We start from the raw sequence: 22,939 nt of genomic DNA on the forward strand, positions 1-22,939 counted from the left end.
TCCTCTTTTTAACACTCTGTTTATAAACTTTTTTACGATTCATGTATCTTTGATATCGTACATTGATGAAACCTTTTGAAACAAACCCTATTTCATGAAATATCTGGCTACTATACTTTTTTCATTTTTCTTTACTGCTACTCTTTTCGCACAAATGCCTGATGCACCCAACCGTGCCGAAGGTGAGGGTCCGTATGATCGCCTGATTATACGCGGTGTAACAATGATTGACGGAACCGGTTCTCCGGCGATGGGTCCGGTAGATATCGTAATTGAAGGAAATCGAATAACCAGCATACAGAATGTTGGCTATCCCGGTGTACCCATTAATGAAAATCGCAGACCACAGGCTGAAGAAGGGGATCACGAAATTGATGCGGAAGGAATGTACATCCTGCCCGGTTTTGTAGATATGCACGCACATATTGGCGGAAGTGCCCAGGGTACGGTTCCTGAATATGTGTTCAAACTTTGGCTTGCCCACGGTATTACAGGAATTCGTGAACCGGGATCATTCAATGGAGGCGACTGGACATTGAAACATGCTGAACGGAGCCGGAATAACGAAATTACAGCACCACGTATTTACCCCTACTTTGGGTTTGGCATGGGTCAGTCAGGTGGTATAAACACTCCTGACGAAGCCAGAGACTGGGTTCAATCCATCCACAATCAGGGAGCAGAAGGAATAAAGTTTTTTGGTGCACGTCCGGAAATATTTAAAGCAACACTCGAGGAAGCCAATAAGCTGGGACTGGGTTCCATGGCACACCACGCGCAAACACTTGTGGTCTACAATAATGCACTGGATACTGCAGAAATGGGACTCAAAGGCCTGACTCATTGGTACGGACTGCCTGAAGCACTTTTTACCGATCGCGTTATTCAGGACTACCCTCTCGACTATAACTACAGTAATGAACAACATCGCTTTGAAAATGCAGGCCAGCTGTGGGAACAAGCCGCCGAACCGGGTAGCGAAAAATGGAACGAGGTGATGAATCGCATGCTTGAGCTGGGACTGGACCTCAACCCAACATTTACGATATACGAAGCGAGTCGTGATCTGATGAAAGAGCGCCGGGCCGAATGGCACGAAAAGTACACTCTTCCCTCACTTTGGAGATTCTACCAGCCGGATCGCCGTGCACACGGATCTTACTGGTTTGACTGGGGTACCGAACAGGAAGTAGCCTGGAAACAAAACTATAACCTCTGGATGCAGTTTGTAAATGAGTACAAAAATCGTGGTGGAAGTGTTACACTGGGGTCCGATGCAGGATATATTTTCAAACTGTACGGATTTGCCTACATCCGGGAAATGGAACTGATGCGCGAAGCCGGATTTCATCCGCTGGAGATATTTCAGTCAGCTTCACTGCAGGCTGCAAGAGTTCTTGGAAATGATGACCAGCTCGGAACCATCGAAGTGGGCAAATTAGCCGATTTAGTTATCGTGGATGAAAATCCTCAGCAAAATATAAAAGTGCTTTATGGAACCGGAGCCATACGCGTTGACGACAATAATGAATTAAAGCGAGTGGGTGGCGTGAAATATACCATCAAAGATGGAATTGTATATGATGCAAGGGAATTATTGAGAGATGTTGAACAGTTAGTTCAGGAGAGAAAAGATGAAGAAGGGTTTGAGATTACCCAACCTGGACTGGATTGGTAATCATTGACCTGTTCTAAATCATCTGAATCTTTTTAATAGATTTTTAGTAGAAAATGGAATGAACACTCAACGCTAAAATAATCAAATAGGTGATTTACTATGAAAGCTAAACTACTAACCTCACTCGTCATCATCTGTTTAACGGTTGCACTTTCTGCCGCACAGGCACAGGATATGACTGATGAACGCTCTTTCGGTATTGGAGCACAAATCACATCACCGGCCGGTTTATCCATGCAGGGCTGGATTTCGGACAATGCCGCAATTGCATCAGTTGTAAGTTTCAACCTGAGAGAAAATGCCTCCTCATTTTATATTCACGCCGATTATCAAATGCACAAGCGTTACAACACTCCGAATTGGGATATCGGTTTTCTCTCCTATTACTACGGAGTTGGCGGACGCTACATTTGGCAGGATATCGGTATAGACAATAACTTTTTTGGTATTCGTCTGCCGGGCGGATTAAATTTCACATTTACGGATATCCCGTTTGATTTCTATATGGAGATGGCTCCGGTATTGGATGTTGCCCCCGAATTTGGATTTGGCTTTACCGGTGGAATTGGTTTTAGGTACTTCCTGAACTAAACTGTATAAGTGACTACCTTTGTAATCCATGCTCTTTAACTATTACTGCCACAAAGTTTTTAAAGTTTAAAGAAACCGATAAGAACTCTGATCTTACTTTTTATTGGTTAGTATTTTAAATTATTTGTGGCACCTTTTAATCTCTCGCATAAACAAATAGACAACCGGCTTTCACTCAGCAAAACATGTCTCAAAAACTTCCCGACTACTCTGAAATTGTAGAAGCACACAAACGAATTGCACCCTATGCACACCGGACACCGGTATTGACTTCCAGCTATTTCAATGAGCGGACAAATGGTGAAATTTTCTTCAAATGCGAAAACTTCCAGAAAGTCGGAGCCTTTAAATTTCGCGGGGCATTCAATGCAATCTCAAAACTGCCCACATCTGAAGGAAAGAAAGGAATTGTTACACATTCATCCGGAAACCACGCCCAAGCCGTTGCTCTTGCTTCAAGAATGAACGGCTACAGTGCCACAATTGTGATGCCTGAAAACGCTCCAAAAGTAAAGGTTAACGCTGTCCGTGATTATGGAGCAGCAATTCAATTTTGTGAAAATACAACTGAAGCTCGCGAAGCAGCAGCTCAAAAAATCATTGATGAAACCGGTGCAACATTTATTCATCCCTATAACCATCCTGACGTTATAGCCGGACAGGGAACCTGTGCAAAAGAACTTCTTGAAGATTATCCTGATTTAGATATCATTATTGCTCCCGTTGGCGGAGGTGGGCTGATCAGTGGTACTGGAATTACAGCTAAACATTTAAAGCCAGACATCACTGTGATTGCCGGTGAACCGGAGCTGGCCGATGATGCATACCGATCGTTTAAATCCGGTAAAATTGAACCTGTTTTGAGGACCGACACTGTAGCTGATGGTTTGCGGACTTCAATCGGGGAACTCACATTTCAGGCTATTCAAGAAAGTGTGGATGAGATTGTGACGGTATCCGAGCAGATGATTATTCAAACCATGCGAGACATTTGGGAACGAATGAAGATTATTATAGAACCGTCATGTGCTGTACCGCTAGCAGCCATTCTGAGTGGGAAAATAGATATTCAAGGTAAGAAAGCAGGGATCATCCTAACCGGCGGTAACGTAGACCTGGGAAATTTACCCTTTGGAAAAAAAGAGGCGCAACCATAAGCTGCGCCATTTTAAATTAGATTAGATTGAAGTGGAGCAAATCATCACTATTCGTTCACCTTTACATCGGTAACCGTCATTTTCATTGTCATTCCCTCATCACTTTCGAGCATACGCTCAAACTGCTCCATTTGAGGTTTAAGTTGACGTTCAATAGCCTCCCTTTGTCCTTCCGGCATCTGGCTTAGCTGTTTCTCCATTTCACGCATAGCTTTTCTCGCTTCAGCCATCTCCTCCTCGCTGAACTGTGATGAAATACCTCCGATCTTCATGGTCATAACCATGGGGATCGGATAGCTTGAGTGAACTTCATAATCATCCAGATTCATCTCCATACTCATATTTTGATCACCCTCCACAGTCTGTTCCATAAAGATTTTCCTTACATACATGTTGTTAGTTTCAATCCAGAAAGTGGCAGAATCAAATACAATTTCCATCTCTTCCATTTCCATTTCACTCTGATCCAGCGATTGAAGCAGTTCACGGTCATTCACATAAATTTTATACGTATTCATACCGTTTAGACTCTCTTCTGTAATGCTTTCCGCACCACGAATCAGCTCAACCATCTGGTCAACGGAGCCGGCCATGGCGCTAAAATCCATCTCCATATCGTCTTCATTTTCAATATCAAGATAGGGTGTACCATTTTCGTTTGTCTTTTTTACATAGCGGGTTGTCATATCCGGTATCAGGCCGCCTTCATTCATTTGCATGGTCATCGTCAGAGTCTCAACATCAGATAACCACTCCGCATTTTTGCTCATCATCTCTTCAGCTAAACGATCGGCAGAAGGTTGAGCCAACGAAATTCCGGAAAATAGTAATGTTATTAAAAGGGCAGTAAACACCGTTTTGTAATATTTTTTTACTCTCATGTCTCTTTACAGTTCATTGATTTTTATGTGATTGTGATATGTTACATATTTGAATTCAAATATTGAAATACCTTACAATACTATATGCGTAAAGATGACATATTCACTGCCATGATTCATGAGGAGCTTGAACAGCATGAACGTTTTTTTCTGTTTCAGGAAAGGGAGCTTTTCAGAAGAAAGGAGTATCAAAAATTAGCGTCCAAATCTCTTCGACAAACAAGGATTTTTGCATTTTTCGTACTTATGACAATCGCTGCATTCTCACTGGTTAGTATAATGCACTTTGTGGAATTTGGCCAGCAAGGCGGGCTTTCCCGATTTGTTCTGGGCATACTTTCCTGGGCTTTTTCTATCGCTTCAGTCTTTTTTTACACTAAAAATGTACTCGAAAAGAAGAAATGTATGGAGCGTGTGCTAAAACTACTTGAAGCACGCGAGCAATTTTACGATACTGCGGGTAATCCATAAACTATTGATTGACAATATTATGCAAAAAATGATTTCTGCTGCGCTACTTATCGGAGGTTTGGTCCTCCTCTATTTCGGTTACCAGGAAACACAATCTTTAGGTAATGAAGTCAATGAATTTGTAACCGGTTCGCCAGACGACCGCTCCATGTGGATGATGGGAGGTGGTGCAGCAATTGCTATTGCAGGACTGGTTGGTCTTGTGCGAGGTAAGATCTTTAAATAATGATACCTCTCATTTTGGATTTTTAACACCAAAAAACATCAATAACCGAGATTCCGGAGCTTCAGCTTTCCTTCAGAATTTATCAATATCTTAAATTTGATATGAAAATTTTGATTGTAGAAGACAATCCGGATCTCCGTGAAAACATTCTCACCTACCTAAGCAGGGAAAACTACATCTGCGAAACAGCTGAAGATTATGAGCAGGGTTTCGACAAAATCATGTCACACACTTACGACGTGGTTTTAATCGATATCATGCTCCCCAAGGGCAACGGTTTACAGCTGCTCAGGGATTTGATTTCGGTTCACCCTCAAACCGGTTCAATTATCATATCTGCTCGTAACGCACTGGATGACAAAGTAACAGGTCTCGAAATTGGTGCGGATGACTATCTGACCAAACCTTTTCAGTTGCCTGAACTTCTAGCCAGGATAAAAGCGGTTCACAGAAGAAATCAACTCGAAGGAACCGACACCTTGCATCTGGGAAATATTGAAATTAACACTTCAACCAGAGTTGTTTCTGTAGAAAATTCACCTCTTAATTTGACACCTAAAGAGTATGACCTACTGCTCTATTTTGCTTCAAACAAAAATAGAGTCCTCTCGAAACAGACCATAGCTGAACACTTATGGGGTGATTATGTAGATCATCTTGATAACCTCGACTTTGTTTATCAGCATATCAAGAATCTTAGAAAAAAGATGACGGCAGAAGGTGCCAGTGACTACATCGAGAGCGTTTATAGTGTAGGTTATAAATTTGTGATACCGAATCAATACCTATGAAACTGATCACAAAATTTATTTGGATCTATCTAACCGTTACCCTGATCGTACTCGGTATCGCCGGATTTCTCTCTTACCATATCATAACGGATGAAATAAACAATGAGCTTAAATGGGAATTCCTGGAACGAATTGACCGTGTGACCTACCTGATTGATCGTGGCCGAAGATTTCACCCAAAGCGTTCAATTGAAGGAGATCGGAATCTGATAGTAGAACGACTCGATTCCATCGTGGAGCCAAAAACGGAAGTTTCGGACACCCTGATCTGGCATGATCGACTGGAGCAAAATGAGCGAAATGTGAAAGTATCCGCCTATCGGACTATTGATGGAGAGTCGTATTTCATATCTACTTACGGCGCCATGATTGAGTCTGATGATATAAAAGAAGCCGTATTAAAAATTCTTTTCTGGATACTGCTACTTCAGGTATTGGGTGCCTTTGGTATCGGATATTTTGTATCGGGAAGACTCTTTAAACCGTTCCGTAAAACACTCGATCAGATCAAGACATTTAAGCTGAACAGTAAATCTTATCTGCCGGCAGAAAAAACGGGAGTTAAAGAGTTCGACAATCTGAATCGGTTTGTAGAGGATATGACGCGCAAAGCAGTATCTGACTATCAAAATTTAAAAGAGTTTTCTGAAAATGCCTCCCATGAACTTCAAACACCATTGGCTATCGCAAAAGGAAAACTCGAGCTACTCGCCGAAACCCCGTTAAATGAAGAACAATACAAACATGTAGAAGCGCTTGAACGTACCGTGAAAAAACTGTCGCGCTTAAGTGAATCCCTCTCCCTCCTGACCAGAATTGAAAATGAGGAGTTTGAAGATAGTCATGAAGTCAATTTTTCGAACCTCATTTCGGAAGGAATTAAAACATTCTCAGAGTTCATTGAATTTAATAATTTGACTCTCGAAACCGATATCGCTGATAATGTGATCGTGAACATCCACCCTGCGTTAGCTGATATTCTCTGGACAAACCTGTTGCAAAATTCCATAAAACACAACGTGGATAACGGTTTTATTTCAATCAAACTAACACCTCATCTGTTAACTATATCAAACAGCGGAAAACCAACAGAAACAGAGCCCTATCTCTTCTTTGAACGGTTCCGTAAAGCAGACCAGAACTCCTCCTCTATTGGTCTAGGGCTGGCTATTATTGAACGAATAGTTCAACAAAACAGCTTAGATATCTCCTACGAAGTTAATAAATCAATACATACGGTTACCATTCAGTTAAAGAATGTAAATAACGAATAACTTCAGAATTACTTTAGAATTAAATCAGTTTTGGAATAAGATTATACTTTAATCTTAAAGTAAATAGTAAACGATATCGTATAAATAAGATACATCCCCCTGAAAATGAGCTTCAGAATTACAAAATCCCTGCTATTATTAAGTTGCTACCTGCTTTTTTCAAATACAGTATTCGCCCAGAATGGTGATCCCGGAACTGTTACCGGTACCGTTGTCAACCCGGAAGGACAAGGTGTACCCAACGCAACTGTAGCCATATTGACTTCAGACCCGGATTCTGAGGAAATTCTCGAGGGTACTGCAACAGACCCTGAGGGACGATTTGAAATTGAGATGGAGCCCGGCACCTATCGACTCAGAATTACATTTGTCGCACTAAATCCATATCTCACAGAAATTGATATTGAATCCGGTGAAACTATTGAGTTGGGACGGATCGAAATGCAGGACCGGCAGGAAGAGCTGGATGAAGTTGTAGTTCGAGGCGAGCGGTCGTATGTAGAAATGAACTTTGACAGCCGACGTTTCAATGTGGGTGAAGATGTTACCAGTCTTGGAGGCTCTGCGCTGGATGTTCTGGACAATGTACCCTCCATCACAACAGACTTTGAAGGAAATGTAAGCCTGCGTGGAAATCAGGGGGTTCAAATTTTGATTAACGGTCGACCTTCCAACCTTGTTCGAGGCGGAACAGATGGACTTAGCAGTATCCCCGCCAATTTAATCGAGTCTGTTGAGGTGATCACCAATCCATCAGCACGCTATGAAGCCCAGGGAACCGCGGGAATAATCGATATCATTCTTGTAGACAACGCCGAACTCGGTTTTAACGGAAATGTAAGGGCAACAACAGGATATCCTCAGGATCACAGCATCAGTACCAACTTGAATTATCAAAAAAACAGTATTAACTGGTTTTTGAATTTAGACTTTGAATATGAAAATGAACCGGAAACAGGTTCTTCATTCCAAAGTTTCAGCGCAGATACAACTTATCTCTTCAGCGAAGATAATGATGTTACTGAACAGGAACGAGAAGGGAATATCTTTTTCGGTGCTGATTTCTTTCTTCCCAATGATCAAATTTTAACCGCATCCTCCCGCATTAGTCTCGAACGCGGGGATGAAGACGGAGATCTTCTATACACCGATTTCAATCCACCGGCGAATCAGATTTATCGCTCCATCGATAATAACTGGGACGTTCTTCGACAGATTGATCGTGAAAATATTGAGGATGCCAAAGAAAGAGATTTTGATGTACGACTACAGTACGAAAATAGATTTGAGGGAGACGATCATCGTTTAACTGCCGATTTCGATTTTGAATTTGGCAGTGAGAGTGAAGATTTTCTTCAGACCGGTACAGACGTAATTGGCATATCAGAGTTTAATAACAGAAGAACTTTTTCTGATGAAGAGTATAGAGAAATTCGGTTTGATACGGATTATGAAAGGCCATTGGGTGAAAATGGGCGGTTTGAGACCGGTATGAGAATCAATTACGAATGGGAGGATAACGATTTCACCTCTGAGGAATTCATTAACGGAGCCTGGACCGAACCTGAAGATGAATTCACTGTAAGTGATAATTTCACCTACATTGAGAACGTGAATGCTCTCTATGCAATCTATTCCGGTCAGGCCGGGGATTTTACGTATCAGGCAGGTCTCCGTGCTGAAAACACAAATATCGAATCAAAACTGGATTTAGCCGGAACAGAGAGCAGTCAGAACTACACCAACCTGTTTCCCAGTCTGTTTCTTTCCTACACTATTAGTGAGCAAAACTCTTTACAAATCAGTTATAGCCGGCGAATTTCACGACCGTGGTCGTTTTATCTACTTCCTTTCACTGAGATCCGGGATTCCAGAAACCGTCGAGTTGGGAATCCCGACCTAAAACCTGAAATCGGTAACTCCTACGAATTTGGCTGGCTGCGTCGCTGGGAAACCGGGTCAGTTCTCACAAGTTTTTATTATAGATATCGTACGGGTGTTATTGAGAGTGTCTACACCATTGACGGAGATGGTATCACGACACGATTCCCGATCAACCTTGCTACTGAAGACGCCTGGGGAGTTGAGATCTCTGCTGATCAGGATCTATTTGAAGGATTTCAACTGTCCGGAAGTATGAACCTATTCCAATCTGAATCGGAAGGCCAGTTTGAAGGCGAGCTGTATGAGAGCAGCAGTGAATCATTTACCAGCCGTTTACGCGTCAGATATCGATTTTTAGAGAGCTGGAATTTCCAATCCTACATGTTTTACCGCGGTCCGCGCGAGACAACGCAGGGAAGAAGAGGCGGTTCCGCATTTTTTGGAGCCGGGTTGTCCAAACAGCTATTGGATGATAAAGCGAGAATTTCACTGAATGTGAGAGATCTTTTCAACTCCAGAACCAGTGATCGAGAAGTGATTCGGGAAACATCTTACACCAACAATAACTACAGCTGGTCATCCCGTTCGTTCAGGGTTACTTTTCAGTATAATTTCAATTCAGAAGGCAGACGATAATCAGAACAGCTCGCAATTGTGAAGGGAAAGTAGGTTATTCTTCTTTCTTTTCACTTAGTTTTTGAACGGCTTCATCCATATCTCGAATCAACTGCCATCTGTACATTCCGGCATTGTGGCCATCATTCCAGGTGATTTTCAAGGCGTGATTTCCTACAGGCTCAGCCTTCACAATTTCATACGTACGGGTCGGTTTAATTCTGAAAAGTTCCGGTTCGTACTTTCCCATTTCCGAATGTCCGCCCCTGCAGGTTACACAAGGACAGTTTTTTCGCAGTCCAAATAGAGACAGTTCCGTAACATGACCATCTCCCCACTCCACTTTAAACAACTGTTCCGAATTACTAACATCTACCGATACCGGTTTGTATCTTGCGTCCATTACCTGATGATTTTGAATATTTCTGCTCAGGGGTTTCAACCCTTTGGATGAATAAATATACGCACCATTTATGTGGATTTTAAGTCTCTTTTTACTGATCATTTTGGCTGGTTCCGCTTATGCCGGTTCTCTCAAGCTCTTCACGTTAGACAAAATGAACCCGGCCAATGTATTGAACAGCCTGCTTGTTCTGCTACTATTTTTCACTTTGCTGATAGTGGCCTACTCATTCGGTTACTTTCCCCAATCGATTGCAGCGCCTTTCATGATGATTATCTACACTGCTGTGGCCGGTTTTTTCTTTGGGTATGCTTCCCGTTTATTTCGCGACCGTTCAGATTCCGGCACCATTCTTTATCAAAATCGCTCTTTTTGGGTAGATCACGCACCAAATCTGCTGGCAGCGGCACTCATTATATTCGGGTTCTACAGAACCTCAATCCTTACAGATCTCCCTGTAACGGGAATTCGTGTTACATCCGGACTTTCACTGATTGGATTCGGACTTTTCAACTGGACGCTCAAAGCTGTTCCTGAATTTCGATCTAAAGGTGTATTACTATTAGATCGGTTGATTCACTGGCCGGATGTCATATCATGGCATTGGCATGAAGAATCGGTACTAGCCATTGAATATACAGTGAAAGTTGGGGAAGAAGAGCGGATCAAACAGTTTACAACGGCTATACCCGTATCCGATAGAAAAGAGATCGAAATGGTTTTAAAATCTAAAATGGATGAATTTGCCGACGAGCGTCAGGAGAAATTGTTCAACGGTGAAAAAACGGACCATTAAATATACCCTGAAACCGGACTACGCGGTATTGTAACAACATAGTCCGTTTCAGTTCAAAAATTTACTCTATTGATTTTTCATCATTTCACTTGCCATGATGAATAGAGGCTGGTTTTCAAATCTGTGATAAAATGGACGCAGCCTTTCTGTGTTGTAATGTTTTTCCACATCAACCAATTTTTTGCGGCTTGTCACAATTTCGATTGGAATGTTGCTGTAGCGTCCATTACTCAGCACAACCAAGCGCCCTGATACACCTTCCAGAATCAGGTCCAGGGCTAGGTTCCCGAATGCCATTGGTGCGATGGAATCGATCGAATCGGGATCACCGCCACGCACCATGTAGCCAAGTTTCTGATTTACTGTGCGAATCTCACGTCCATTATTAAATTTTGGCGAAATTCTTTGAAGCTCTTCCGATACCAGATCCCCGATTCCTCCAAGTTTCTTATGACCAAAAGCGTCGGCGCGGTTGTCTTCGAACACCATTTCACCGCCCTCAAACATGGCCCCTTCTGATATGAGTACCATAGAATATTTACTTGGATTGGTATTGCGATCTTCAACCAGAAGTTCGGTCAGGTGCTCCATATTAAACTTATACTCTGGAATCACACAGCGGTGAGCCGCGCCTGCCAAAGTAGGCAGCATTGCGGTAAAGCCAGCATAGCGGCCAAAAACCTCCATCACAAGAAAACGCTCGTGTGAACCGGCCGGTGTGCGCAGATTGTTTGCGAGTTGAATGGTCCGGGTTACACACGTACTGAATCCGATGCAGTAATCCGTTCCCGGAACATCGTTATCCATGGTTTTGGGGATAGCTACAACTTTTACTCCCTCCTCATGAAGTCTTACACCATAGCTAAGCGTATCATCTCCTCCAATGGGTATTAGTGTATCGATACCCAAATAATCGAGATTTTTCAACACCTCGGAAGTGAGATCATTTACTTCATCCGAAAATTTATCCCGCAAATGATCCGGTACATTATCTTTAGAGACCTTACTGGGATTGGTTCGTGAGGTATGCAAAAATGTACCGCCTGTTCGTCCGGCTCGATTGACAATATCTTTCGTCAGCTCCAGGTAGTTATTGCTGTTATCCGCTTCTTTATCCCGAATGATGTCGACCATGCCACCCCATCCCCGACGAATACCAATCACCTTATAACCTTCACGAAGTGCCCGAATGGTTACAGCACGGATTGCCGGATTAAGACCGGGTACATCACCCCCGCCCGTTAAAATTCCCAGAACTTTATTGCCACTATTGATATTTGCCATAACGAAAGAATTTTTGATTTACGTCAGAAAGTGAATCATCAACCGTCAATTCCATGAATTGAAATATACAATCAATTATATAAAATCGACGAGACGCAATTCTGAAGCAACAGTTTATGATGATTTGTATATCAATAATGTACAAAATTTGTACTGTAATATTAGATATCAAAAGGCCTGAAGTTGCAAATTTTCAGACGCTTGCCAAGTTACCAAAGGCAGGGAAATTTTATGGACGCTGAAAAGTGGTAAATGAGCGGGCAGTTAAACCGAACGATGATCGACCATAATGCAGCGATTTTCAATGTAAGTCAGGGCCGCTTCTTCAGCTTTTGATTTGGCAGAGTCGGTACTTACATCAAGTTGGGTCCAAATAATGGGTTTTTGCCCTCTTCTATCAGCCCATTCGATAATCTCTATGACGGTTTCATCCGTGTACTTTTTGTTTCTGAATATGTTCATTACATCTACTTTCACATCATCGGGAATGTCATCTATAGACGGGTAACTCTTTATCCCTAAAACCTCTGATTCATTTGGATTTACGGGAATTATATCAAACCCGTTGTTGAGCAAATATTTAGAGATGTGATGACTCGTTCTGTAGGGGTTTGATGAGCAGCCGATTACTGCAACGGTTTCAATGGATTCAAAAAGTTCGGTCAGATTCTGCCGTGAGGGACCAAAGAGAGTACTCAAATTCTTAATTCTGTAATAAAATGGTTATATTTAAAACTCATTAACAATACAAAAAAAATAAAGAAATATTTTGTCACAAGTAAAAGACGGAGATACCGTAAAAGTACATTACACCGGAACTTTGAAAGACGGTACGGTATTTGATACATCAGCAGAACGAGAACCCTTAGAATTTACTTTGGGTCAAGGACAGCTCATCCCGGGCTTCGAAAAAGCAGTTCAAGGATTGGCAGAAGGTGATTCAACAGAAGTTGATATTCCAAGTGAGGAAGCATACGGAGAATCAAGAGAAGATTTAGTGATCTCTGTGCCAAAAGATCAGCTTCCCGACGATGTTGAACCACAAGTTGGAATGCAGCTGCAGGTAAATCAACAGGATGGTCAACCTATTCCTGTTCGTATTACTGAAGTTGGAGAAGAAAACCTGACTTTGGATGCCAATCATCCGCTTGCAGGCCAGGACCTGAAATTTGAGATTGAGCTGGTAGAAATCGCCAACTAATTTCAATTCGTAACACTTTATAAACCCGATCTGATTGCATTTGTATATCGGATCGGGTTTTTTTATTTCATTAAAACCTCCCCTCTTGAGAGGGGATAGGTTCGAAAGAAAACGCGAAGCGTTGTTCTGAAGAACACGTGGTGTGTACCGATTGCCGAACTCTGATTCGTTTATTGAGTCGGATTGAGTAATGAGTTATTCTCTGGCAACAATAAACACAAATTAATGAAAACACACCCCTGACAACTACGTTGAACACTTCGTTGTCTGTACGCTCTCAAGAGGGGAGCCACGACTTTTCAACTTGATTACAGCTTTTAATTTCCACAGCAAGACATTCAAAAATGGCCGATTTTACCAAGAAAAGCACCGTAAGTATCACCTGCCCACTGGGACTTGCCCCCCTGCTTGAAAAAGAGGTGGTTGAGCTGGGTTTTAAACCAATCTCTACTCGTGTAACCGGAGTGGAAATTGAAGCATCACTCAACGACTGCATTCTTCTCAATTTCTGGTTGAGAACCGCACACCGGGTTCACTACCTGATGGAAGAGAAATCGATTCAGTCTCCCGACCAACTCAGAAACTGGGTGAAAAAGATTCCATGGGAAAACTGGATCTCTGACGATGGGTATTTTTCTGTAACCTCACGTGTAGACCATCACACCATCGACAACGATCAGTTTGCAAATCTGGTAGTTAAAGACGCAGTTGTGGATCGTATCCGGTTTAAAAAAGAATCGCGGCCCGATACCGGTTCAAACTTGAACGATACTGTACTTTTTCTATTCTGGAACCGTCAGGGAGCAAGGATTTTTCTTGATACATCCGGCGAGTCACTTTCCCGAAGAAACTACAGAACTACATCCGTAGCCGCCCCCATGCAGGAAACACTGGCGTCAGCCATTGTGCAATCCACCCGATGGAAACCCGGACAAGAGCACTTTATAAATCCAATGACGGGTAGTGGTACAATTGCCATAGAAGCTGTTATGCTTGCTTTAAACCGGGCTCCGGCATCACTTCGAAATAACTTCGGCTTTATGCACATTCTGGGCTATGATGAATCGTACTATCAAAACGTTCGCGAAGAAGCCAAAAAACGTGCGGTTAAAGATGTGAAAGGAAAATTTATCGCAACAGATAATGACCCGCGCGCTGTGATGGCAGCCAAAAAGAATGCAAAAACTGCGGGTGTGGATCATCTGATTGAGTTTGAAACCTGTGATTACGACAAAACACCCATACCGGACGGTGACGGCATTGTGGTTTTTAATCCACCCTACGGCATGCGCTTGGAAGACAAAACCGATCTGAGACCGCTCTACAAGGGAATCGGTGATTTCATGAAGCAGGAGTGCCCCGGCAAGACCGGATATGTATTTACCGCAAATATGGCACTGGCTAAAAAAGTGGGGCTTCGGGCTAAATCAAGAACAACACTTTTCAATTCTACTCTGGAGTGTAAACTCTTTGAATACGAACTTTATAAAGGAAGTAAATAAATGCCGTTGCTTTGAAAAAAAGAAAAATGGAGTCTCCCATGTTTCTATTGGGAGGCTTCTTTTAAAACGTGTTTCAATTATTTCCTCAAAACCCTGACGATTGTAACGCCATCCCGCAACGGTAACATCAGTTGCTCTACTTCTTTGTCATCCCGAATGATCTCATTCATTTGATGAATGGCCGCAGCCTTTCGATTCTTTTTCTCCAAAACATCTCCGTCCCAAAGAACATTGTCTATAACAATCAGCCCGCCGGAATTGATTTTCGTCTTTGCCAGCCGATAATACTCCGGGTAGTTCACTTTATCTGCATCCAGAAAAATGAGATCAAACTTCCTTTCAATCTTGGGAATAAGATCAAGAGCATTACCCAGTTTTTGTGAAATTTTATTTCGATATGGCTCTTTTGAAAAAAATGGCTCAGAGATTATTTGGTAACGCTCGTTCATTTCACAGGTAATCAGCTCACCGTCATCCGGAAGTGCGTCAGCCATCATGATTGCGGAATAACCTGTAAAGGTCCCGACTTCCAGAACCCGTTTTGATCCTGATATAGCCACCAGCATTTTAAGCAGCAGCCCGGTCTGTCTGCCACTCAGCATATCAACATGCTGCAGGTCGTTTTCCGATGCCTTAACCAGCTGTTTGATAATCTCAGGCTCTTCACTCGTGAACGATTCCGTGTATTCTGCAATTTGTTTGTTCGTGATCTCCATGTACCTTAAACTCTTTCTTAAATCTGATATTAATTTTTGTAACTGTGTATTGGAGTTGATTACAAATAGTCCCCCTTCGAAGGGGGGAGTGAACCTGACATCAGTCAGGTGAACTGGGGGATGAACACCCCTCGCCCCGACAAAATACCGTCGGGATACTCCCCTCAAGGGGAGATGATTCATCAACACTGCGCAACACAGATTAAAAACCCGCTGTCTTTTTCTACGTGAATAGATCCTCAACAGACTTCATACCTGCTAACGAATCAAAATGGTTTATCACCATCTTTGATCTCTATGTTCGAAATCTTTTCTGGCGACGGTTCAAAAATATCGCGATCGATCAAGAGTACCAACCTGGAGAGGATAGCAAAACCATTTACTACCTCAACCACACCTCCTGGTGGGACGGTTTGATTCCTCTCCTGCTCAATCAAAAAATATTTAAGCAGAAAGCGCGCGCTTTGATGGAAGACAAACAGATGCGGGATCACAAATTTTTCAGCCGCATTGGTGCATTTTCTGTAAACCTTGAGGAACCCCGAGCTGCACTCAAGTCTATGCGCTATGCAGTTGACTCAATGAAACGTCAAAACTCCAGCCTGTTTATCTATCCGGAAGGTAAAATTGTACCCTATTCAACTCAAAAGCCAAACTTTCAAAAAGGTTTGGGGTGGATTGCTAGCCGAACACCGGAAGCTGATGTGGTGCCGGTTGGGATTTATATTCATACCGCACGGCATGACAAGCCGGAACTCTTTATTAAAGTTGGTCCTTCAGTAAAGTTTAGCGCAGAAAGTACTGCCGATGAACTAAAGCTACTGTTTGAAAAATCGTTGCAGGATATTCTGATCAATTTACAGGAGAAATCCCACACGGCTCCGCAACAATTCAAACAATTGTAATCCTCCCGAAGGCTTCGCGTAACACGTTGGCCGCCAATTTAAATGCATATCTCTGTAAAAAAGCATTAACTTTGCGCTTACTAATTTTATGTTTTTTGAATTTGATACATTTTCATGGTGTATCAATAAATTTTTGATTAAGAACTTTATCCATGAGTGAAATTCAACCGAGTGTCAGTTATAGTTTTACCGTTCGCCTGGCTATTGTAAACAAACCGGGCATGCTTGCAAAAGTTTTGAATGTAATTGCAGAGCATCGGGGCGATCCGGGTGGTGTGGATGTTGTAGCTGTAGAAGGGAAATATAAAATTCGGGATATCACCGTCAGTGCACGTGACGCCAAACACTCTCGAGAAATTGTTGAAGCGGTACGGGTTATTGATGGTATCTCCGTTAAATATGTTTCCGACCGGGTGTTCCTGCTGCATATCGGTGGTAAAATAAGTATTAAGAATAAGGTACCTGTGGATACCCGGGATACACTCTCGATGGCATATACGCCCGGAGTTGCAAGAATTTGCATGGCTATAGCCCGCGATAAGTCCAATGTACAATCGTTGACTATTAAACAGAACTCCGTGGCTGTAGTCACAGACGGAACGGCCGTACTTGGTCTTGGAGATATTGGACCCGAAGCAGCCATGCCGGTAATGGAGGGTAAAGCAATGCTTTTCAAAGAGTTTGCTGATATCGATGCCTACCCGATCTGCCTGAGTACAAAGGACACTGAAGAGATTATCAAAACCGTTAAAAACATTTCACCCGGATTTGGCGGTATTAATCTGGAAGATATCGGCGCTCCAAAATGTTTTGAGATTGAACACCGACTTAAACAGGAACTCGATATTCCCGTATTTCATGATGATCAGCACGGTACAGCTGTTGTAGCGTTGGCAGCAACAATCAACGCGCTCAAGGTTGTTGGGAAAAAACTGGAAGATATACGCGTAGTCGTTGTAGGAATAGGAGCTGCCGGAAGTGCCATCAGCCGAATTCTTCTGGAAGCGGGTGTAAAAGAGCTCTTACCAGTAGATATTGACGGCATTTTGAACCGGGACCATACCGATCACCTGGATGACAATAAAAAATGGGTTGCCGAAAACGCAAATCAAAACAGGGTGAAAGGCAGTTTAATGGACGCTACAAAGGGAGCCGACCTAATCATTGGAGTGAGCGGCCCCGACACTATACCGGTTGAAGCTGTAGAGCAGATGGCAAATGATGCAATTGTATTTGCAATGGCTAATCCCGATCCGGAAATCCGACCCGAGAAAATACAGGGTAAGGCCAGAATCATTGCCACCGGTCGGAGCGATTATCCTAACCAAATCAATAACGTACTTGCATTTCCCGGGATATTCAGAGGAGCGCTGGATGCTAAGGCATCAGACATTAACGAAGAGATGAAACTGGCAGCCGCCTACGCTATCGCCAACTGTATTGGAGTTGATGAAGTAGGTGAAGAGTATATTATACCGAGTGTGTTCAATAAAAAGGTGGTTCGTGAAGTAGCTAAAGCGGTAAAAGAAGCCGCTTATGATAGCGGGGTTGCAAAAAGAAATTCGTAATACACAGTGTATTTAGTGTAATTTTTGAACTGATTATTTTGATACGTCGAGCCGTTTACCTTCCAGGTTACTCTTGAGTGCCAGCTCAATCAGGTAGATGACATAGGCAGCGTCATTCGGGTCAACCGGAAGATCACCTTCCCCTTTTATGGCTGCTGCCATTTCCCGGTAAAACGTTATGTAGCTGCCTGCAAGCGTTTTTACCTTTTCAACACTCATTTCATTGTTTTTCCATTTGTAGAGAGAACCCCAATAGTTTTCAGAATCTGTCCCCAGATCCGGGCTTTTTGGATTTTTTCCTTCTTTCAAATTCTGTTCTTGAGGATCCAGTCCAAATTTTACAAAAGCTCCTTCCGTTCCCCGGATGGTAAATCTGGGTGATGGATCCGCAACCAGCATCCCCGCTTTAAGCTTCACCTTCAGGTTTGGATAGTGTAAATCCACTTCAAAATAATCGTCTGTTACTCCGCCTCGCTGCTCCCTGATATCCGCAAAAAGATGATCCGGTTTACCAAAAAGACGTATACTCTGATCGATCAGATGAGGTCCCAAATCGTATAAAACACCACTGCCGGGTTGATCCTTCTCTCTCCACTTATTCTCCCGGACCTGATTTCGAAACCGGTTAAAAGTGGAAACCACCTCCACTACTTCTCCTACTTTTTGATCCCTGATTATCTGTTCAACTGTTTTGAAATCCCCATCCCACCGCCGATTTTGAAATACAGAAAGTTTCAAATCCAGATCATCTGCCAACCGGATCAGCTTTTTGGCTTCTTCAAATGTTACCGTAAACGGTTTATCAATAACAACATGTTTACCTGCACTCAAGGCCTCCATAGCCATTTGGTAATGCAGATGATTTGGTGTTGTGATAATAAAAAGCTCAGTCACGTCATCTTTTAAAATATCTTTAAAATTTCTAAACACCTCTACGTTGGGATACTGTTGTATTGCATCATCACTGCTGCGTTCAACAACACTATAAAAATCTAAATCGTTAACGGCTTGAATCAGTGGTGCATGAAAAATTTTCGCAGCTTTTCCGTATCCTACAATTCCCGCTTTGATACTCATTATGCTTTAATTTTCGATTCCTTGTTATTGCTTTCATATTGTAACCGGATCCAGAGTAAAACTGAACAAATTCAATCTGACAAAATTTTATGATGGTGTATGATTCTCCCCATCATCGGTTCACTATATGCAAAGTACTTAAACAAATGGTCTCCTAACAAAAAAGGCGCAGAAGCAATACTGCCTCTACGCCTTTTGGGGTCATCTAAAACTTATTTTCTACTTCAGTTACCCAGTTCTTCCATCCACTCGTTGAACTGGTTTGAAATGGATCCATAAAGATTTTCAGCTTCTGTCTTAACATTATCCCAAGTGTCTTCTGAAGCATTTTTCACCTCATCAATGGTTTTCTCCAATTCAGACCGATCATCTGTAAGTTCCTGGTGTGCCTCTTCTACACTATCGCTTACATCATCGCCTTCCTCGTCGATACGATTTCCAAGCTTCTCTATCTCTTCATCAAGGTCATCTCTCAGGTTTTCAAGATTATTTACCAACTCTTGCCGTTCCTGTTCAAAATTCTGTGATTGCTGATCATTACTCTCTTCACTGCAAGAACTGAACAGAAATAGCCCGAATAGTGCTGTAACCGCGATAAGAGTTAACTGTTTAAAACTTTTCATAAGTAAATGGTCATTTTTGTTCATAATTTAAAACTGCCCTTATTTTATTAACCGGATACGCAGATGAATGTTCCGACTTCTCGAATTTGTGTATCAGCTTTTTGAAATTTTCTCTATCTAACTGTTTTGCATTCATCTACCGAAACCTTTAACGTCCACAGCATAAATTTTCACAAAGTCGCTTATATGACACGATATTCTACGATTATCACATTCTTACTATTCCTGTTTCTATCATCAGATCTCATTGCCAGGCAATCGAATGTTAAAATCGAAGTACAACGAAATAATCGGGATGGATACACCTTTTATGCCACGAATCAATCCCCATCTCCGTTTATTGTTACCATCGACTTTAGCACACTGACAAATCTTCGGGCAAGCACATCCTTACCCTATTCCAGAAACGTATCGCGTGGAAGATCGCGCATATTCAAACTCACCAAAGAGATGGGTAATCTACAGACCAACTACCGTTATCGATATAGAACCCATACCGGCTGTCTGGATACTGAACCCGATGATATTGAATATCTTTTGCCCTACCCGGAAGGTGGAAAAGCCCGATCCGGTGAATTGAGTTATGTTTATGAGCGGCTGAATCATGACGCACCGGAGGATTGGTACTCCATTGTTTTTTATATGAAAGATGAATCGAAGATTCATGCAGCAAGAAAAGGTACCGTCATATCTATTCGTGATGGGGACAACTCAACCCATGAGGGACTTGTTTATTCAAGTGACCGAAATTATGTGGTTGTTGCGCAGGACGATTGTACATTTGCACGGTATTCAGTTTTTCGGGACGACGAGATATTTGTTAATGTAGGTGATACGGTTTATCCTGGCGATCCGCTGGGTGAGATGGCGGGCGAAGAGTTTGGTTTTGGTAATCAAATTCGCTTACTCATCTACTACAGAAATGACGAATCGGTGACCTTTAACCGGGAAGATTCTGAAGGGATACACAACTGGCACTATGTGAAACCCAAATTCAGAACAAGCGCCGGTGAATCGCAAAATCCTGAAACCGGTATGGAGTACATTAGTATTCATCCGGAAGACGTTATTACCGAAGAGATGGGCCGCAGGGAACGTCGACGCTGGAGGCGAAGTAATTAATACCGTTATTTCAAAACTGCTAGCCCAAATATTTAAATCTCAAATTCCCGTCAGCACGCTCCAAGCGGGCAGACGGATACTTTAAGTTTCAATAAGGTACTAAAAAATGAAATATATAATTCTATTACTCTTAACAGTATTCATTTTCGTTGCGTGTGAGTCTGATTCAAGCCAACCCGAAGAAGAGAATCCTCAAACCGAGACTAAGGTAGATATTTTCGACACAAACTGGACTTTAACTGAACTCAATGGAGATCCCGTATCTGAAACCGAAACTAGCGTATCCATTCCCACGATCAATTTTGTTGAGGCTGAAAATCGATTTTATGGCAGTGGCGGGTGTAATCAATTCAATGGTGGCTTTGAGTTTAATGAGGAATCCGGAGAAATAGAGTTAAGTCAAGTTGCCGCTACAAAAATGGCTTGCCCGGATATGGAACTTGAGAATCGCTATTTCTCAATGCTGAATGAAGTGGAACGAATGGAGATCAGTTCGCAGATTTTGAAGTTTTATAACAATTCAGGAGAGATCATCGCTCAGTTTGAAATAATGGAAAATTGAAAGTTGAAAGTTGAATGTTCTAAACACTCGTGGCACGACTTGAAATCGTACCACGAGAATTGAAGCCACAATCCCCGTCAGCACGCTCCAGGTGATAAAATAGGTGTCTAAATTCTCTTACGGTTACAATAGTTACTTTAAAGATCCGTCAGAACGCATGAGGCGGTCTGCCGGGTATCTCCATTCTTTCTCTCAACTCGGGATAAAGCAAACCAAAAGCACTTTAATTCAATCTTTTATTACTTATTTGTGTCTTTTGGTTTAGATCTTGAACTACACTTTTCAACATATGAACCTGGCCCTGAAGTTGTTCAGCAGTGGATGCATTTTTTTCGGCAGTCTCAGCAGTTTTTCTGGTAGTAATATCCAGCTCTGAACTAATATTTTTCAGCTCTTCAACACCGGATATTTGTTGATTACTCACTTCATGAACATTGGCAATCCATTCATTGAGTTCACTGATTTTTCCAGTGATATCATTCGCTATCATTCCACCGCCTTTGGCCTTACCGATATTAGACTCAATAATTTCAGCAATACCATAAGCTGCTTCTGATGTTTTTTTCGCCAAAACTCTCACTTCTTCCGTAACAACCGCAAACCCTGCACCGGCCTCCCCGGCTCTTGCTGCCTCTATAGCTGCATTTAGCGCCAGCAGATTAGTTTGAGATGCAATGCTTTCAATTGTCTCAACTACAGATCGTATGTCACTGCTTGAATTTTCCAGCTCGTTCATTGACTGATTTAGATTAACGGTTTCTCTATTAATCTCTTCAATCTTTAATTTTGCGGAAGATGTTTTGTCGCTAAGATTTAGAATATCATCTCCCATTTTTTTCAATGAAGCATGAGACTGAGCTATAGATACGGAATTTTCGTTTGCATGCAGTGCAAGATTTTGTCCTGATTCTGAAATAAAGTCTGCCGCTTCACTGGTATGGTTAGCGGAATCTTCTAACTGGTCGATAATATTAAATACCTCCAGATTTCCAATGTATTCCTGAGTCAGATTTAAAATAATTGAGCTATACACAAGTGTTGCTGCAACTACAAAGGATGCGTGTAACCCCACAATATCCCATCCACAGCCATAGTCGAAGATCATGATCGGATTTCCGGCTATCATCAATTCAGAGTCTTGAGCTATATTAAAAATCGCATGGTGAATGGCAATGGTAGCAGCTGCAGAAAGTATAGGAGAGATATCCTTATACTTTATCAGAAAAGCCATTGATACAAAAATATGAAAATGCATCTCTATCCGCCCAAAGTGCTGCTGAATAAATAGCATTGAGAAAGCCATAAATGCAGCACCCATCGTGATCCTGCTAATTAGAGAACCGGGATTTGATCTGTACGCCAAATAGGCAAGCCCCGTAATCATTCCTCCTCCTACAAAACCCAGAATATACGTACTGTATGAAAAGGCGATGATAGTTGAAGCCAGAATCCAGTGCAATACCAAAAGCTTCAGCATAAATTTGTCAGACTGAACGAAAGTCTCGTGCAAAGAGTCTTTTGCAAAAGATGGAAGAGCTTGATCTAACGAAGGAAACAGGTTTAAAGATGTTGAATTCATGGCTTCTTCTATTTTCAGATCTAAATTTTAATA

The 22,939-nt window shown here is 42.1% G+C and carries 23 protein-coding genes; 15 read left to right on the plus strand and 8 right to left on the minus strand.

Annotated features, from left to right (window positions below; translation table 11 throughout):
* Positions 1-94: 94 nt before the first annotated feature.
* From CWD77_RS05380 to CWD77_RS05390, 3 genes are all read left to right on the plus strand, one after another.
* A complete protein-coding gene (locus CWD77_RS05380) occupies positions 95-1,678 on the plus strand; it encodes an amidohydrolase family protein (protein WP_101072181.1) in 1,584 nt (527 codons plus the stop codon).
* Between the two features lie 99 nt (positions 1,679-1,777).
* Complete coding sequence (locus CWD77_RS05385; protein ID WP_101072182.1) at positions 1,778-2,269, plus strand: hypothetical protein; 492 nt, start codon at positions 1,778-1,780, stop codon at positions 2,267-2,269.
* A gap of 185 nt (positions 2,270-2,454) precedes the next feature.
* The gene (locus CWD77_RS05390) at positions 2,455-3,426 is read left to right on the plus strand and encodes a threonine ammonia-lyase (protein WP_101072183.1); all 972 of its coding nucleotides are present in this window, start codon (positions 2,455-2,457) and stop codon (positions 3,424-3,426) included.
* A gap of 47 nt (positions 3,427-3,473) precedes the next feature.
* On the opposite strand, the gene CWD77_RS05395 is transcribed toward CWD77_RS05390, so the two are convergent.
* The gene (locus CWD77_RS05395) at positions 3,474-4,307 is read right to left on the minus strand and encodes a hypothetical protein (protein ID WP_101072184.1); all 834 of its coding nucleotides are present in this window, start codon (positions 4,305-4,307) and stop codon (positions 3,474-3,476) included.
* An 84-nt stretch (positions 4,308-4,391) separates the two neighbouring features.
* Here CWD77_RS05395 and CWD77_RS05400 point away from each other — a divergent pair, with 84 nt between their 5' ends.
* From CWD77_RS05400 to CWD77_RS05420, 5 genes are all read left to right on the plus strand, one after another.
* Positions 4,392-4,778 carry a hypothetical protein gene (locus CWD77_RS05400; RefSeq protein WP_101072185.1) on the plus strand — a complete coding sequence of 129 codons (387 nt, stop codon included), beginning with the start codon at positions 4,392-4,394 and terminating at the stop codon, positions 4,776-4,778.
* Between the two features lie 28 nt (positions 4,779-4,806).
* On the plus strand, positions 4,807-5,004 hold the full coding sequence (locus tag CWD77_RS05405) for a DUF3185 family protein (protein WP_206017946.1): 198 nt from the start codon (positions 4,807-4,809) through the stop codon (positions 5,002-5,004).
* A gap of 101 nt (positions 5,005-5,105) precedes the next feature.
* Entirely contained in the window at positions 5,106-5,795 is a 690-nt protein-coding gene (locus tag CWD77_RS05410) for a response regulator transcription factor (RefSeq protein WP_101072187.1), read from the plus strand.
* Entirely contained in the window at positions 5,792-7,069 is a 1,278-nt protein-coding gene (locus tag CWD77_RS05415; RefSeq protein WP_101072188.1) for a sensor histidine kinase, read from the plus strand. The genes CWD77_RS05410 and CWD77_RS05415 overlap by 4 nt, the downstream gene beginning before the upstream one ends.
* 105 nt (positions 7,070-7,174) lie before the next feature.
* A complete protein-coding gene (locus tag CWD77_RS05420) occupies positions 7,175-9,589 on the plus strand; it encodes a TonB-dependent receptor (protein ID WP_101072189.1) in 2,415 nt (804 codons plus the stop codon).
* A 34-nt stretch (positions 9,590-9,623) separates the two neighbouring features.
* Here the strand turns inward: CWD77_RS05420 and CWD77_RS05425 are convergent, their stop codons facing one another.
* The gene (locus tag CWD77_RS05425) at positions 9,624-9,971 is read right to left on the minus strand and encodes a DUF971 domain-containing protein (protein WP_101072190.1); all 348 of its coding nucleotides are present in this window, start codon (positions 9,969-9,971) and stop codon (positions 9,624-9,626) included.
* A gap of 70 nt (positions 9,972-10,041) precedes the next feature.
* On the opposite strand from CWD77_RS05425, the gene CWD77_RS05430 reads away from it, so the two are divergent.
* On the plus strand, positions 10,042-10,767 hold the full coding sequence (locus CWD77_RS05430; RefSeq protein ID WP_101072191.1) for a hypothetical protein: 726 nt from the start codon (positions 10,042-10,044) through the stop codon (positions 10,765-10,767).
* A gap of 66 nt (positions 10,768-10,833) precedes the next feature.
* On the opposite strand, the gene CWD77_RS05435 is transcribed toward CWD77_RS05430, so the two are convergent.
* Positions 10,834-12,051 carry a 6-phosphofructokinase gene (locus CWD77_RS05435; RefSeq protein ID WP_101072192.1) on the minus strand — a complete coding sequence of 406 codons (1,218 nt, stop codon included), beginning with the start codon at positions 12,049-12,051 and terminating at the stop codon, positions 10,834-10,836.
* Positions 12,052-12,315: 264 nt separating this feature from the next.
* Positions 12,316-12,750 carry a CoA-binding protein gene (locus tag CWD77_RS05440; protein ID WP_165779081.1) on the minus strand — a complete coding sequence of 145 codons (435 nt, stop codon included), beginning with the start codon at positions 12,748-12,750 and terminating at the stop codon, positions 12,316-12,318.
* Positions 12,751-12,820: 70 nt separating this feature from the next.
* Between CWD77_RS05440 and CWD77_RS05445 the strand changes: the two genes are divergently transcribed.
* Positions 12,821-13,252, plus strand: a complete 432-nt coding sequence (locus tag CWD77_RS05445) for an FKBP-type peptidyl-prolyl cis-trans isomerase (RefSeq protein WP_101072194.1) — start codon at positions 12,821-12,823, stop codon at positions 13,250-13,252.
* A 344-nt stretch (positions 13,253-13,596) separates the two neighbouring features.
* A complete protein-coding gene (locus tag CWD77_RS05450; RefSeq protein WP_101072195.1) occupies positions 13,597-14,754 on the plus strand; it encodes a THUMP domain-containing class I SAM-dependent RNA methyltransferase in 1,158 nt (385 codons plus the stop codon).
* Positions 14,755-14,831: 77 nt separating this feature from the next.
* Here CWD77_RS05450 and CWD77_RS05455 read toward each other — a convergent pair whose 3' ends face one another.
* Positions 14,832-15,470 carry an O-methyltransferase gene (locus CWD77_RS05455; protein ID WP_101072196.1) on the minus strand — a complete coding sequence of 213 codons (639 nt, stop codon included), beginning with the start codon at positions 15,468-15,470 and terminating at the stop codon, positions 14,832-14,834.
* A gap of 227 nt (positions 15,471-15,697) precedes the next feature.
* On the opposite strand from CWD77_RS05455, the gene CWD77_RS05460 reads away from it, so the two are divergent.
* Both CWD77_RS05460 and CWD77_RS05465 read left to right on the plus strand, forming a co-directional pair.
* The gene (locus tag CWD77_RS05460; protein ID WP_240596665.1) at positions 15,698-16,375 is read left to right on the plus strand and encodes a lysophospholipid acyltransferase family protein; all 678 of its coding nucleotides are present in this window, start codon (positions 15,698-15,700) and stop codon (positions 16,373-16,375) included.
* 152 nt (positions 16,376-16,527) lie between these two features.
* On the plus strand, positions 16,528-17,943 hold the full coding sequence (locus CWD77_RS05465; protein WP_101072197.1) for an NAD-dependent malic enzyme: 1,416 nt from the start codon (positions 16,528-16,530) through the stop codon (positions 17,941-17,943).
* Between the two features lie 33 nt (positions 17,944-17,976).
* On the opposite strand, the gene CWD77_RS05470 is transcribed toward CWD77_RS05465, so the two are convergent.
* Together CWD77_RS05470 and CWD77_RS05475 are read right to left on the minus strand one after the other, a co-directional pair.
* The gene (locus CWD77_RS05470) at positions 17,977-19,020 is read right to left on the minus strand and encodes an oxidoreductase (RefSeq protein WP_101072198.1); all 1,044 of its coding nucleotides are present in this window, start codon (positions 19,018-19,020) and stop codon (positions 17,977-17,979) included.
* A 224-nt stretch (positions 19,021-19,244) separates the two neighbouring features.
* The gene (locus CWD77_RS05475; RefSeq protein WP_133120189.1) at positions 19,245-19,643 is read right to left on the minus strand and encodes a sll1863 family stress response protein; all 399 of its coding nucleotides are present in this window, start codon (positions 19,641-19,643) and stop codon (positions 19,245-19,247) included.
* Positions 19,644-19,829: 186 nt separating this feature from the next.
* Here CWD77_RS05475 and CWD77_RS05480 point away from each other — a divergent pair, with 186 nt between their 5' ends.
* Together CWD77_RS05480 and CWD77_RS05485 are read left to right on the plus strand one after the other, a co-directional pair.
* On the plus strand, positions 19,830-20,765 hold the full coding sequence (locus tag CWD77_RS05480; RefSeq protein ID WP_108722891.1) for a M23 family metallopeptidase: 936 nt from the start codon (positions 19,830-19,832) through the stop codon (positions 20,763-20,765).
* A gap of 106 nt (positions 20,766-20,871) precedes the next feature.
* On the plus strand, positions 20,872-21,327 hold the full coding sequence (locus tag CWD77_RS05485) for an META domain-containing protein (RefSeq protein WP_101072201.1): 456 nt from the start codon (positions 20,872-20,874) through the stop codon (positions 21,325-21,327).
* A gap of 223 nt (positions 21,328-21,550) precedes the next feature.
* Here the strand turns inward: CWD77_RS05485 and CWD77_RS05490 are convergent, their stop codons facing one another.
* On the minus strand, positions 21,551-22,906 hold the full coding sequence (locus CWD77_RS05490) for a methyl-accepting chemotaxis protein (RefSeq protein WP_101072202.1): 1,356 nt from the start codon (positions 22,904-22,906) through the stop codon (positions 21,551-21,553).
* Between the last annotated feature and the right edge of the window lie 33 nt (positions 22,907-22,939).

It is taken from the genome of Rhodohalobacter barkolensis (genome assembly GCF_002834295.1).
GTDB classification, from domain to species: domain Bacteria; phylum Bacteroidota; class Rhodothermia; order Balneolales; family Balneolaceae; genus Rhodohalobacter; species Rhodohalobacter barkolensis.

Excerpts from the sequence above, each read along its gene's own strand:
- CWD77_RS05455 (WP_101072196.1), bottom strand. The coding sequence starts at position 15,470 with ATGGAGATCACGAACAAACAAATTGCAGAATACACGGAATCGTTCACG.
- CWD77_RS05380 (WP_101072181.1), top strand. The coding sequence starts at position 95 with ATGAAATATCTGGCTACTATACTTTTTTCATTTTTCTTTACTGCTACT.
- CWD77_RS05390 (WP_101072183.1), top strand. The coding sequence starts at position 2,455 with ATGTCTCAAAAACTTCCCGACTACTCTGAAATTGTAGAAGCACACAAA.
- CWD77_RS05405 (WP_206017946.1), top strand. The coding sequence starts at position 4,807 with ATGATTTCTGCTGCGCTACTTATCGGAGGTTTGGTCCTCCTCTATTTC.
- CWD77_RS05400 (WP_101072185.1), top strand. The coding sequence starts at position 4,392 with ATGCGTAAAGATGACATATTCACTGCCATGATTCATGAGGAGCTTGAA.
- CWD77_RS05410 (WP_101072187.1), top strand. The coding sequence starts at position 5,106 with ATGAAAATTTTGATTGTAGAAGACAATCCGGATCTCCGTGAAAACATT.
- CWD77_RS05470 (WP_101072198.1), bottom strand. The coding sequence starts at position 19,020 with ATGAGTATCAAAGCGGGAATTGTAGGATACGGAAAAGCTGCGAAAATT.
- CWD77_RS05490 (WP_101072202.1), bottom strand. The coding sequence starts at position 22,906 with ATGAATTCAACATCTTTAAACCTGTTTCCTTCGTTAGATCAAGCTCTT.
- CWD77_RS05420 (WP_101072189.1), top strand. The coding sequence starts at position 7,175 with ATGAGCTTCAGAATTACAAAATCCCTGCTATTATTAAGTTGCTACCTG.
- CWD77_RS05435 (WP_101072192.1), bottom strand. The coding sequence starts at position 12,051 with ATGGCAAATATCAATAGTGGCAATAAAGTTCTGGGAATTTTAACGGGC.
- CWD77_RS05395 (WP_101072184.1), bottom strand. The coding sequence starts at position 4,307 with ATGAGAGTAAAAAAATATTACAAAACGGTGTTTACTGCCCTTTTAATA.
- CWD77_RS05465 (WP_101072197.1), top strand. The coding sequence starts at position 16,528 with ATGAGTGAAATTCAACCGAGTGTCAGTTATAGTTTTACCGTTCGCCTG.
- CWD77_RS05385 (WP_101072182.1), top strand. The coding sequence starts at position 1,778 with ATGAAAGCTAAACTACTAACCTCACTCGTCATCATCTGTTTAACGGTT.
- CWD77_RS05485 (WP_101072201.1), top strand. The coding sequence starts at position 20,872 with ATGAAATATATAATTCTATTACTCTTAACAGTATTCATTTTCGTTGCG.
- CWD77_RS05415 (WP_101072188.1), top strand. The coding sequence starts at position 5,792 with ATGAAACTGATCACAAAATTTATTTGGATCTATCTAACCGTTACCCTG.
- CWD77_RS05450 (WP_101072195.1), top strand. The coding sequence starts at position 13,597 with ATGGCCGATTTTACCAAGAAAAGCACCGTAAGTATCACCTGCCCACTG.
- CWD77_RS05425 (WP_101072190.1), bottom strand. The coding sequence starts at position 9,971 with ATGGACGCAAGATACAAACCGGTATCGGTAGATGTTAGTAATTCGGAA.
- CWD77_RS05430 (WP_101072191.1), top strand. The coding sequence starts at position 10,042 with ATGTGGATTTTAAGTCTCTTTTTACTGATCATTTTGGCTGGTTCCGCT.
- CWD77_RS05475 (WP_133120189.1), bottom strand. The coding sequence starts at position 19,643 with ATGAAAAGTTTTAAACAGTTAACTCTTATCGCGGTTACAGCACTATTC.
- CWD77_RS05480 (WP_108722891.1), top strand. The coding sequence starts at position 19,830 with ATGACACGATATTCTACGATTATCACATTCTTACTATTCCTGTTTCTA.